The sequence below is a fragment of the Flavobacterium sp. ACAM 123 genome, assembly GCF_000264055.1.
In the GTDB taxonomy this organism is placed as follows: Bacteria; Bacteroidota; Bacteroidia; order Flavobacteriales; family Flavobacteriaceae; genus Flavobacterium.
In genome coordinates, this window is sequence record NZ_AJXL01000004.1 from 41,114 (window position 1) to 53,185 (window position 12,072).

8 protein-coding genes are annotated in these 12,072 nt (G+C 36.6%); 5 read left to right on the top strand and 3 right to left on the bottom strand.

Going from position 1 to position 12,072, the window contains the following annotated elements; translation table 11 throughout:
* Window positions 1-180: 180 nt before the first annotated feature.
* Window positions 181-1,098: a GYDIA family GHMP kinase gene (locus A3SG_RS0101360; RefSeq protein ID WP_016988215.1), complete on the bottom strand. Its 918-nt coding sequence runs from the start codon at window positions 1,096-1,098 to the stop codon at window positions 181-183.
* A 115-nt stretch (window positions 1,099-1,213) separates the two neighbouring features.
* On the bottom strand, window positions 1,214-2,530 hold the full coding sequence (locus tag A3SG_RS0101365; protein ID WP_016988216.1) for a hydroxymethylglutaryl-CoA reductase, degradative: 1,317 nt from the start codon (window positions 2,528-2,530) through the stop codon (window positions 1,214-1,216).
* 180 nt (window positions 2,531-2,710) lie between these two features.
* On the opposite strand from A3SG_RS0101365, the gene A3SG_RS0101370 reads away from it, so the two are divergent.
* Genes A3SG_RS0101370 through A3SG_RS0101390 form a run of 5 tightly spaced genes read left to right on the top strand, consistent with a single transcriptional unit; the run spans window position 2,711 to window position 10,020 of the window.
* Window positions 2,711-4,879 (top strand): S9 family peptidase, encoded by a 2,169-nt coding sequence (locus A3SG_RS0101370; protein ID WP_016988217.1) that lies wholly within the window; start codon window positions 2,711-2,713, stop codon window positions 4,877-4,879.
* A gap of 8 nt (window positions 4,880-4,887) precedes the next feature.
* Window positions 4,888-6,390 carry a peptide MFS transporter gene (locus tag A3SG_RS0101375; RefSeq protein ID WP_016988218.1) on the top strand — a complete coding sequence of 501 codons (1,503 nt, stop codon included), beginning with the start codon at window positions 4,888-4,890 and terminating at the stop codon, window positions 6,388-6,390.
* A gap of 27 nt (window positions 6,391-6,417) precedes the next feature.
* The gene (locus A3SG_RS0101380) at window positions 6,418-7,935 is read left to right on the top strand and encodes a peptide MFS transporter (protein WP_016988219.1); all 1,518 of its coding nucleotides are present in this window, start codon (window positions 6,418-6,420) and stop codon (window positions 7,933-7,935) included.
* A 36-nt stretch (window positions 7,936-7,971) separates the two neighbouring features.
* Window positions 7,972-9,513 carry a peptide MFS transporter gene (locus A3SG_RS0101385; protein ID WP_016988220.1) on the top strand — a complete coding sequence of 514 codons (1,542 nt, stop codon included), beginning with the start codon at window positions 7,972-7,974 and terminating at the stop codon, window positions 9,511-9,513.
* A gap of 45 nt (window positions 9,514-9,558) precedes the next feature.
* The gene (locus tag A3SG_RS0101390; protein ID WP_029596544.1) at window positions 9,559-10,020 is read left to right on the top strand and encodes a thioredoxin family protein; all 462 of its coding nucleotides are present in this window, start codon (window positions 9,559-9,561) and stop codon (window positions 10,018-10,020) included.
* Between the two features lie 3 nt (window positions 10,021-10,023).
* Here the strand turns inward: A3SG_RS0101390 and A3SG_RS0101395 are convergent, their stop codons facing one another.
* A complete protein-coding gene (locus A3SG_RS0101395) occupies window positions 10,024-12,063 on the bottom strand; it encodes a ComEC/Rec2 family competence protein (protein WP_016988222.1) in 2,040 nt (679 codons plus the stop codon).
* Window positions 12,064-12,072 lie beyond the last annotated feature (9 nt).

The following is a 12,072-nucleotide window of genomic DNA, read 5'->3' on the forward strand; positions in this document are numbered from 1 at the left end:
ATGCCAATCATAATATTTTATAGTCCAATTTAGTTTGTTAACAAGCAGTTGTACTATTTGAGACGCGTTCAGATAGACGAACGTAGTGTCGTGGTTTGTTAAGAGACAACGTAGACCATCTATAACATGAGTTATAAATGGTCTACGTTGTCTCTTAGAATAGTAACGATGACAGAGCGATTAACTTAATATCATTTCATCATAAGGGATAATAGTCTCGAAACCATTTTCTTTAAAATAGGCTGTAGGATCTGACTCAGAGAGAACCATCACAAAATCACCACCCCAGGCGCCTAAGCTTTTTACTTGACTTTTAAAATCAGAAAACAACAGCTCTTTAACCGTAGTTATTTCTAAAATAGTGCTCATTTTGTACTCGTGCTTTTCTATTGCTTGCGCAAAAGCGGGAAGGCTGTTAGCGTTTAGAACTTCAAGTGTTATTTTGTTGATTGCATCAATACTTTTATTTAAATTCTTGGTTTTGTTATTTTGGTATGTAGCAATGGCAGTTTTGCTACTTTGTTTTTTATTAAGATAAACAAAGTAAATATGCTGCGAGAAGGCCGGTTTGAACGTTACTTTCTGTACAATAGGTTTTCCTTTTTCAAGATGGTAAAGAACAGGGCAGTTGTTTTGGGCGCAGGCAATATCATAACCGCTGCCGCCAAAGCTATTATTAAGAAGTGTGAAAGCATCAATTTGCAGCCATTGTGCAATGTTGTTTATTAAGGTGGAAGAAGTTCCGAGTCCCCATTTTTTAGGAAAATTCAGATGGGTAGTAACGGTATATCCTGTTTCTTCTGATATAAAGTCAGAATTTAAAAGAAATGCTTCATGAAGAATGGACAGTAAAGTAGTCTTGATAGTTTCGGGTTCTACTACTACTGGACTCTTGATTTCTGAAAACATAATGCAGTCTTCAAACCAGATTTGGCCGTCAGCATCAAAGCTTTTCCAGTGGATGCTATGATTAGCGTTTTTTTCGACAATTAAGTCCTGTCCAAATTTAGTAGGTAATGCAAAGGCTGTCGCTCCGTCCAAAACCAGGTATTCTGCGGTAATCAAAAGTTTCCCGTTACTGTAAAATCTTTCTTTCATTTATGCTGAATTTATGGCAGTATTCCTTTTTGTAACCCCGATAGAAGCGGTATCCTTTACTTGATTGCTTTAATCAAGTAAAGATGGAGCGTATAGCGGGATTAGCTTTTAATTATTACTTTCTTAGATTGTTAATGTAGTCAGCAACGGCGCTGTGCGATACTGTATTGTGTTTGAAGTGTTTTCTAATTAGGATGCGCTCGTCCTCATTTGCTCCAAACTGGTTCAATATGTTGTTTAAATGCATTTTCATATGACCGTCTTGAATACCTGTTGTAGTTAAGGAACGCAAAGCAGCAAAGTTTTGTGCTAAACCAGCCACTGCAACAACCTCCATTAATTCTTTGGCAGAAGGATTTTTAAGCATTTCTAATGATAGCTTGACTAAGGGGTGTAACGTTGTAAGGCCGCCAACGGTTCCCAAGGCCAACGGTATTTCTAACCAGAATGTGAATATACCGTTTTCAATTGTAGCGTGAGACAAGCTAGAGTACTGACCTGATTTTGCTGCATAAGCATGGATTCCGGCTTCTACGGCACGAAAATCATTACCTGTTGCAAGCACTACCGCGTCGACTCCGTTCATAATTCCCTTATTGTGGGTTACGGCTCTAAAAGGTTCTACTTCGGCAATTTGAACTGCTTGTACAAAGCGCTCGGCAAAATCTTGTGGATCGAGGATGTGTTTTTCGGCTAATTCGTTCACTGGACAGGAAACTTCGGCACGTACGGTGCAATTCGGCACATAATTGGAAAGGATACTCATGATGACCGTTATTTCTTTTTCTGATTCTGAAAACAATGCGTAGTGCTGTGATTCTTCCTTTAATGTTTTGGCAAATTGCTCTAAACAGGAATTAATGAAATTAGCGCCCATGCTGTCTTTGGTTTCGAAAGTTGCATGAAGTTGGTAATAATTGGGAAGCAAGTCTGTTTTGTCCTGTAATACAATATCCAGAATTCCTCCGCCTCTTTTTTGCATGTTTTTTGTGATGCTTTCTGTGTCAGAAAAGAATTTCGCCTTGTTTTGAGCAAAAAATAATTGCAGTTTTGAAAGATCGCCTTTATAAAGAAAGTGTACTTGACCTATTTTCTCCGTGTTGATCACCGTTGCTTTAAAACCACCTCTGGTAGACCAATAGTTTGCAGATTTAGAGGCGGCGGCAACAACGGAGCTCTCTTCGATAGCCATTGGAATGGTACTGTATTTTCCGTTAATTAGAAAATTTGGCGCTACGCCAAGGGGAATATAGAAATTAGTGATGGTGTTTTCTATGAATTCATCATGCAGTTTCTGTATTTTTTCATCTGTATTCCAATAATTTTTCAGTAAAGCAATGGCTTCTGAAGGAGTGGAAAAGTATTCCTTGGCAATCCAGTTTATTTTTTCTTCTTTGGATAATTTTGAAAATCCTGCAACGGGCTTATTCATTCTCAATGTATTATAGTGTAATTAGCTGCAAAGATACATTTTTAGTGCTTTTATACCCATTAAATTATGGTCATTAACGCGATCTCTTAAATATTGTTTCGAATATTTAACATATTAAATGAACCGTAATTGTAATTTTTTCACTAAAATTGGTCTCATTTTTACATCTAAATTAATAGTATGAAGTATAAACAATTTTCGGTGTTATTTTTATTTTTGTGTTTTACGGTTTTAGGACAACAAAAAATATCAGTAGAGCAAATATATAATGGTGCCTTTCGTGCCCAAGGAATGGATGAATTACAGTCCATGAAAAATACAAATCAATACACAGTATTGAACGTAGATCGCGCTTCTAGAACAATGCAAATAGATTTGTATGATTTTGCTAGTCTTAATAAAATGGCCACTTTAATAGACACTAAAGATCATGAAGGCATGCCCATGATTGACAGTTATACTTTTGACGGGGAAGAAAAAATGATTTTAATCGCATGCAATTCAAATCAAATTTTTCGTCATTCTTTTACTGCTGACTACTATTTATATACTATTGCAACAAAAGCACTGACAAAGCTGTTCGATTTTCAGGTGCAGGAACCTACTTTTTCTCCTGATGGAAAAAACATCGCCTATGCTAAGGAAAACAATCTTTATGTTTATGATTTAGCTGCAAAGGCAACTACTCAAATTACTACGGACGGCAAGAAAAATGCGATCATTAATGGTATCACGGACTGGGTTTATGAAGAAGAATTTGCTTTTGTAAGAGCATTTGACTGGAGTAAAGACAGCAAAAAGTTAGCCTATATTCGTTTTGACGAAAGTCAGGTTCCGGAATTCTCCATGTCAATGTTTAACAAGGATTTGTACCCTACAGTAGAAACGTTTAAATACCCAAAAGCTGGAGAGAAGAATTCTCTGGTTTCTTTACATATATATGATGCAGCTTCTACCGCGACCAAAGAAATCAATTTGGGCAAGTATAATGATTTTTATATTGCCCGCATGGAATGGACAAATGATGCCAATGTTTTGTCAGCGCAGGTGTTAAACCGCCACCAAGACAACCTAGATTTGTTATTTATAGATGGGACTACTGGAGCAACAAAAGTAGTATTAAATGAAAAAGATAAAGCATATGTTGATGTTACGGATAATCTTACGTTCTTAAACGACAACAGTTTTATATGGACTAGTGAGAAAGACGGTTTTAATCATATTTATTTATATGACAAGAACGGAAGATTACGCAACCAAGTTACTAAAGGGAATTGGGAAGTAACTTCTTATTATGGTTTTGACGAAAAAACAAATACTGTTTTTTATCAATCTACCGAAAACGGATCAATCAACCGAGCCATTTATAGAATTGCGCTGAATGGAAAAAGTAAGTTAGCTTTATCCAACGAGATAGGAACAAATGACGCCACTTTTAGCCCTAATTACCAATATTATATCAATACGTTTTCAAGTAGTGCTCAAGCAACGACCTATTCGTTAAATGATGCTAAAACGGGAAAGCAAATAAAAGTTATTGAGAATAATGCTGCATTGGTAACAAAACTTAAAGACTACAATTTACCTGAGAAAGAGTTTTTTGTTCTAAAAACCGAAAAAGGACACGAACTGAATGCATGGATAATGGAACCAAAAGATTTTGACGCCTCAAAAAAATATCCTGTTTTTATGTATCAATACTCAGGACCCGGTTCTCAGCAAGTAGCCAATCAATGGAATTCATCAAATGACTACTGGTTTATGATGCTTACGCAACAAGGATATATAGTAGCTTGTGTCGATGGTAGAGGGACTGGTTTTAAAGGAGCTGACTTCAAGAAAGTGACTCAATTAGAATTAGGAAAGTACGAAGTGGAAGATCAAATAGATGCCGCAAAAGTGATTGGAAATTATTCGTTTGTAGATAAGTCCAGAATAGGTATATTTGGCTGGTCTTACGGTGGATTCATGGCTTCTAATAGCCTTTTCAAAGGGAATGATACTTTTAAAATGGCTATTGCCGTCGCGCCGGTAACAAACTGGAGGTTTTATGACAGTATTTATACAGAGCGATACATGCAGACTCCACAAGAAAATCCGAGTGGTTATGATGAAAACTCACCTATTAACCATGTAGACAAGTTGAAAGGTAAATTTCTTTTGATTCATGGTAGCGGAGATGATAATGTTCATTTACAAAATTCAATGCAAATGATAGAAGCATTGATTCAAGCGAATAAACAGTTTGATTCACAAATTTATCCAGACAAGAATCACGGAATTTACGGCGGGAACACGAGAATTCAATTATATACAAAAATGACTAATTTCATTAAAGAAAACTTATAATAGCATAAATGCGTAATAGGATTCCAACGTTAGAAGAAATTCAAAATTTTGAAGGCAAATACCCGAAGCAATTATGGTATTTGTTTTTAGTCGAAATGTGGGAGCGTTTTTGCTTCTATGGAATGCGTGGGGTGCTTGCCATTTTTATGGCAGATAAAATTTTGGGCTTGGCTTTATCAGATAGGGATGCGAATTTAAAATATGGGGCTATTCAAGCTTTTGTCTATGCCTTTACTTTTATTGGAGGGATCTTTGCCGACAAGATTTTAGGTTTTAAAAAATCACTGCTTTTTGGCGCCAGCGTCATGATTCTTGGGAACCTGATAATCGCATCTTCTCCGCTAGATTTTTTCTATTTGGGAATTACTCTTACAATTATTGGGACTGGTTTCTTTAAGCCAAATATTTCTTCAATGGTTGGGGACCTATATAAAGTAGGGGACAGTCGCAGAGATGCTGGTTTTGGATTGTTTTATTCGGGAATTAATATCGGAGCATTGTTAGGAGGAGCTGTTTGCGTGTATTTAGGAACAAGTCCTGACTATGGTTGGAGTTATGCCTTTTTATCAGCTGCAATTGTCATGGTTATTGGCTTAGTTACTTTTATAATAACGAAACATTCCTTGGGGCCGATAGGGGATTCGCCGCTATTGGATCAGGCTTCTTCCAAAAGAACTACTAAGGAAGTAGCTGTTTATGTAGGGGCTTTATTTAGCATTCCACTTATTCTTATAATGATTAAAAACACCGATTATACTGATTATTTCATGTATGCCATTGGTCCATTTGCTATTTTATATTTTTTATATGAAACTTTTAAAGAGCAAGAGGAAGCGTCACGAAAAAAATTAATTGCCGCCTTTATATTCATTCTTTTCTCTATTGTTTTTTGGGCATTTTACGAGCAAAGTGGTGGTTCTTTAGCGCTGTTTGCAAAAGACAACTTGCATAATGACTTGTTGTTTTTCGAAATCAATCCTAATATTGTTAACAATACATCTAATTCACTGTTTGTCATTATTTTTAGTCCTATCGTAGGGCTAATCTGGTTGGCTATGGCAAAGAAGAAAATAGAACCTAATACGGTCATAAAATTCGGTATTGGTTTCTTGTTTTTAGCAGCTGCTTTTTATGTGTTTTATTACACCAGATTTTTTGCTGATGCGGAAGGTTTAACCTCTTTAAATGTTTTTACCTTGGCGTATTTAGTAATTACCTTTGGGGAATTAAGCTTATCGCCAATCGGATTGTCCATCATGACAAAGTTATCGCCAAAAAGATTATCGGGGATGATGATGGGAATGTGGTTTTTAGCAAGTGCCTATGGGCAATACGCTGCAGGACTGCTTGGAGCGGGGATGTCATCGCCGGATGAAAATGCCTCTTTAGTCACAAAGCTACAGGGATATACAGAAGGATATTATCAATTAGCATTATATGCTTTAATTGCTGGTTTACTACTAATAGTAGTTTCTCCACTAATTAGAAAATTAATGCAGGAAGTCAAATAAAAACTAACATTAATCAAATTTAATTATATGTCGACAACTACTACAGACGCTCATTTAAACAAGAATCTTTTTGGTCATCCAATTGGGTTATTTATATTATTTCTTACAGAAATGTGGGAGCGTTTTTCGTATTATGGAATGAGAGCATTACTTGTTTTGTATATGACTTCTTCAACATTAGGGGATGATGCAAGAGGGGCAGGTTTAGGATGGACAAGTCAAGAGGCTTTGGCATTATACGGTTGGTATACCATGTTAGTCTATGTGATGTCAATTCCTGGAGGAATGATCGCCGATAAGCTGTTGGGACAAAAAAAGGCCGTTCTTTTAGGGGCGATAATCCTTTGTATTGGACATGGTGTTTTAGTATTAACAGATACTTGGGCTTTTTATACTGGGTTAGGATTAGTGATATTAGGGGTAGGTTTGTTGAAGCCTAATATTTCAACAATGGTAGGAGGGTTATATCCGCAAGGCGATATCCGACGAGATAAAGGATTTAGTATTTTCTACATTGGTATCAATACAGGATCTTTATTAGCCACATTGGTAATTGGGTTTGTTGTGGTAGAATGGGGCTGGCATGCAGGCTTTGGTTTAGCTGGTATTGCCATGCTTTTAGGACTTGTTGTGTATATCTGGGGACAAAAATATTTAACCCATGTTGGTAATTTAGAAGTGCAAGAAGTAAATAAAGTGGATGAGTCTTCTTATGGGCGTCTTTTTGGAGATCTTCTTAAGTCTAAAACTCAATTGTTATTTACCGTAGTGCTTTTTGCTTTATCCTTATTTGGATGGTATAATTTAGGTTGGGCTTTTGGTTTACTGTTCCTATTTCTGACGATAATAGTAGCTTTAATGATGATGATTTACAAAGAATTGTCGTCGCAACAAGATAAAGATCGTTTTGTGGTTTTGTTGTTGTCTTTTATTATGGTGATCATTTTCTGGGGTGCGTTTGAGCAAGCTGGAGGTTTGATGAATTTATATACGGATGCTAAAACAGACAGAATGTTATTTGGTTGGCAAGTGCCTACGGTTATGTTTCAGAGTTTAAATGCAGGATTTATAATCCTTTTTGCAACCGGTGTAGCTGGATTTTGGGCAAAGCGCAAGCTGAAAGGAAAAGAGGCTTCTTCTATTTTTAAAATGGCTATTGGTATTATAATCATGGGTTTCGGGTTTCTATTTATGGTTTTTGCTGCTATGGAGTTTGAGAAATCAGGATCTTCAAGTATGATATGGTTAGTTATGGCTTATTTGTTTCATACCATTGGTGAACTTTGTCTTTCGCCTGTAGCATTATCATTTATTACAAAATTATCTCCGGTAAAATATGCTTCTTTAATGATGGGAGTTTATTTTGCAGCGACAGGATTAGGGAACAAAGTGGCCGGTATAATTGGTGAATCTGCCAGTGATCTTGGTGAATATTCAGTGTTTTTAGGGATTTTAATATTTACGGTTATTATCGGAGGAATATTTATGGTGCTGCTAAAGCCCTTAAATCGTTTAACTCATGGTGCGGAAGACAACGAAAAATAATAGCTTAAAATAAATTTACCCTAATACTTAAATAAAATGAGTCAAAATACCACCGACGAGTTTTTTAAAAACCCTGTTCTTGGACATCCTGCAGGATTGTTCGTATTGTTTTTTACTGAAATGTGGGAACGCTTTTCTTACTACGGGATGCGTGCCTTACTCGTGTTGTTTTTAACATCGTCACTTGCAAAAGGAGGATGGGCTTGGAGTATTGAGGATGCGATGGCGCTATATGGTACTTATACTATGTCGGTTTACTTCACTCCCGTAATCGGAGGCTTCTTAGCAGATCGTTATTTGGGATATCGTTGGGCTGTAGTGCTAGGTGCTTTGGCTATGACTTTGGGTCACGCCGCGATGGCAGTAGAAACACCCTTGTTTTTATATATTGGAATCGGGTTTCTTATTATTGGGAATGGCTTATTTAAACCCAACATGACCTCTATTATTTCTAACGCCTATCATGACCATCCCGAGAAAAAAGACGGTGCGTATTCCATGTACTATATGGGCGTGAATGCGGGTGCGTTCTTAGGTATTATGCTTTGTGGATACATAGGGGAGAAAATTTCCTGGAGTTGGGGTTTTGGGTTGGCAGGGGTTTTTATGTTGTCCGGAATGTTACAGTTTTACTTTACTCAGGATATATTTGGAGATATTGGTTTGAAGCCAACTGCTGCATCGAAGCAGAAATCGAAAGAAAAAGCGTCGGCAGAGAATACCCCTGCAAATGTAGTTCGTGATCGAATTATTGCAGTATTGATTTTTTCAGTATTTACCGTGTTCTTTTGGGCTGCATTCGAACAAGCGGGTGGCTCGATGACCATCTTTGCGGAGAAATTTACCCAAAGAAAGCTATTTGGGAGCAATGCCTCGTTGTTTAAAATTGCCGATGCACTATTGACAGTTATCCCTTTGATCATTATTACTTATGTGTTGATTAAATTGTTTAAACAAACTTTCAAAAAGTACGCTACGGGTAATATTATTTTGTCTGTTAGTTTTGTAATAATATGGGGTATCGTAATATGGAAAGTAGGTAGAGAATATTCTGCTGAGTCTACAGAGGTTCCAGCAACATGGTTTGGAATTTTAAACTCTTTATTTATTGTGGGTTTTGCGCCGGCTTTTTCAAAATGGTGGGAAAGTAAATATAATATTTCAGGTCCAATGAAATTTGGATTAGGACTTACCTTGTTGGGATTAGGTTTTGGATTCTTAGCATATGGAAGTATGGGTATTGATACGGACTCAGTCGTGAGAGTAAGCATGTTTTGGCTGATAGCGGCTTATTTATTTCACACTTTGGGTGAATTATGTATTTCTCCAGTAGGCTTGTCTTATGTGAGCAAATTAGTTCCCGCAGCTTGGATAGGCATTATGTTTGGAGTGTATTATTTATTTATTGGAATGGGTAATAAACTGGCAGGTTCTATGGGAGGAATGATCGAAACAATTACTGCCCAGTATAGCTTATCGACTTTTTTCATGATTTTTACAATAGTTCCCGTTGGAGCGGGTTTAATAATGATACTATTATCACCTCTTATGAAAAAGTTAATGCATGGTGTAAAATAGTTTTAAGGCATTATATTTGTTATAGACATGTTAAAAGAAGTAAAGATGAAAAAAATACTTTTACTATTCGTTTTATTTATAGGGATGCAAACGCTTCATTCACAAGAACTGAAATGGCATACCAATGTTAAAGAAGCTATTTCCATTGGAAATAAAGAACACAAGCCGTTGATGATGTTTTTTACGGGCAGCGATTGGTGTGGATGGTGTATTAGATTGCAAAAAGAAGTATTATTGACACCAGAATTTGCAAAATGGGCAGTCGATAACGTTATTCTTGTAGAGTTAGATTATCCAAGGAGAACTCCTCAAACTCCTGAAGTGAAAAAGCAGAATGACGAATTGCAGCAAGCTTTCGGAATACAAGGGTTTCCAACGATTTATTTTGCCAATGGTACAGATGCCGGAGGGAAAGTAAATTTTGAAGGTTTAGGTAATACCGGTTATGTTGCTGGCGGAGCCACAGCTTGGTTGGCTGTCGCAAATCAAATTCTTAAAAAGAAATAGTACTCAATTTAGTTTATAAAATCCCTTTCTACCAATAGCGTGAAAAGGGATTTTTTGTTTTTCTACAACTCTTTTTCCTAATGTTTTTGGTATGGTTTTATAATTAGATGCATCTGCCACCACCATTTTTGGCTTTAGTAGTTGCAGCATTCGGTCCAGATTTATCTTAGGGGATTGCGTGAGGAGAATTATACTTGGACGTAAATCCTTTGGATACATGCCGGTACTATCTAAAATAAGAATCCTATTTTTGTTAAAGAAAGCGGTATTTTTAATTTTTTCTTTGCTACTCAAGACACTGAAATTAGCCGTTAAATACGATTTAAGAACACTATTGTTTCGGGATGCCTTGATAATACTGTCATTTGCATATAGGGTTACCTTGGCTCCATTGCGCTCCGTTATCATAGTGTTCCTTTTTAGATTAAAAATTACCCATTCGTGCTGGTTTTGTAGTTTCCACTTGGTTTGCATATATACAGCCTGAACGGCTATTACAGACAGTAGTACTACAATAAGTTTATTGAAAGTAGGTTTCTTGAACCAAATTATAGTCGCCGTAATTATTAAGTAGGAGCTGAGTAGTAGATAGGTATTAAATGGAATGTCCCGAATTATAAATTGTTCAAATGAGGCTATCGAGTTGATTATTTTGTTAAGATAATGAATGCTCCATTCTAACGGCTTTAAAAGAAAAAGAGGAACATAATTAAAAGAGGCTAATACCATAACCAAGACGCCTAATGTCATTATGAAACTCAGTAATGGAATGACTGCTAGGTTAGTGATAAAAAACAAACCAGGAAACTGGTGAAAATAGTAGATGCTCAAGGGCATCGTGCCAATTTGTGCAGCAAAGGAAACAGTGACAATTCCCCATATGTATTTTAATGGTTTGCTTTTTGGCTGCCAAACGGAAGTTAGTAGCGGTTGCAGCCAAATTATAAAAAACAAAGCGATGTAACTCAGCTGAAAACCAACGTCAAACAGAAATGAAGGTTGGAAAAGTAAGATCAGCAGTATTGAAACTAAGAGCGTATGGTAGACATTTACACTCCGTCGCAACTGATACCCGATGGCAACGAAAGAGAACATGGTTACTGAACGGACCACAGAAGGTGCAAGACCTGCGATTAGTGCAAAAGCGGCCAAAGAGGACAGTATTAGACTTAATTTGAGTATTGCCCCTCTTTTTGTATTGGGAATGGGTGCAAGGATAAAGTTTATAAATAGTAACAAGAACCCTACATGTAAGCCTGAAACTGATAAAAGATGAATGGCTCCGGCATATTGGTAATCTTGGATAATTTCAGGTGAAATATCTTGTTTTTGACCCAAAATTAGTGCGATGGCCACACTTAATTCTTTCTTGTGGAATTCTTTTTTCTCCAGATTATGAATAATGGTTGTTCGTAATTTGGCAGCATAATACCAGATATCTTTTTTAAACGTGTTACTAACACTGATCTGATCTGTGTCTGCGTAAAGTTGGGCATAGATTTGTTTTTTAGACAGGTAGGCGCCATAATCGAATTGGTTCGGATTATTAGGAAGTTTATTTTTATAGAGCATTCCTTTTATGCGCAATAGAGTTCCAGTTTCAAATGTAGGATGCACGCTGTCTTTATAAATATTCAAAAGTATTTTTCCGGAGCTGTTTTTAGAACCAATTTGATTAAGGACTGCAATATAGCGGTCGTTAGAATTGCTTCCTTTTAATTTTTCTCTCACTACGAGAGACAAAAGTTGCTGTTTTTGAAAAACACTACTATTGTGGCTGTAGTTATTTTGTTGATAAGAGTCAGTATGGACAAGGAGTGTGACAGCTCCTATCAAAAAGGTTAGTAGATACGTGCTTAACCCAAAGCACATGGTTTCTTTAAGAATATTTTTTTGTAAAAAATAACTTGTGACAAAGAACAACAAAGCAGCAGCGAACAACCCAAAAACGATTGCTGGATCTGGATTTATGTAAAAGGGGATCGCAATCCCCAACACAAAGCCTATTGTAATTCTCGCTAAAGGAAACTGTAGCACTTTCATAGTCCTAAA

Coding starts and splice junctions, on each gene's coding strand:
- A3SG_RS0101360 (WP_016988215.1), bottom strand. CDS start 1,098: ATGAAAGAAAGATTTTACAGTAACGGGAAACTTTTGATTACCGCAGAA.
- A3SG_RS0101365 (WP_016988216.1), bottom strand. CDS start 2,530: ATGAATAAGCCCGTTGCAGGATTTTCAAAATTATCCAAAGAAGAAAAA.
- A3SG_RS0101370 (WP_016988217.1), top strand. CDS start 2,711: ATGAAGTATAAACAATTTTCGGTGTTATTTTTATTTTTGTGTTTTACG.
- A3SG_RS0101375 (WP_016988218.1), top strand. CDS start 4,888: ATGCGTAATAGGATTCCAACGTTAGAAGAAATTCAAAATTTTGAAGGC.
- A3SG_RS0101380 (WP_016988219.1), top strand. CDS start 6,418: ATGTCGACAACTACTACAGACGCTCATTTAAACAAGAATCTTTTTGGT.
- A3SG_RS0101385 (WP_016988220.1), top strand. CDS start 7,972: ATGAGTCAAAATACCACCGACGAGTTTTTTAAAAACCCTGTTCTTGGA.
- A3SG_RS0101390 (WP_029596544.1), top strand. CDS start 9,559: ATGAAAAAAATACTTTTACTATTCGTTTTATTTATAGGGATGCAAACG.
- A3SG_RS0101395 (WP_016988222.1), bottom strand. CDS start 12,063: ATGAAAGTGCTACAGTTTCCTTTAGCGAGAATTACAATAGGCTTTGTG.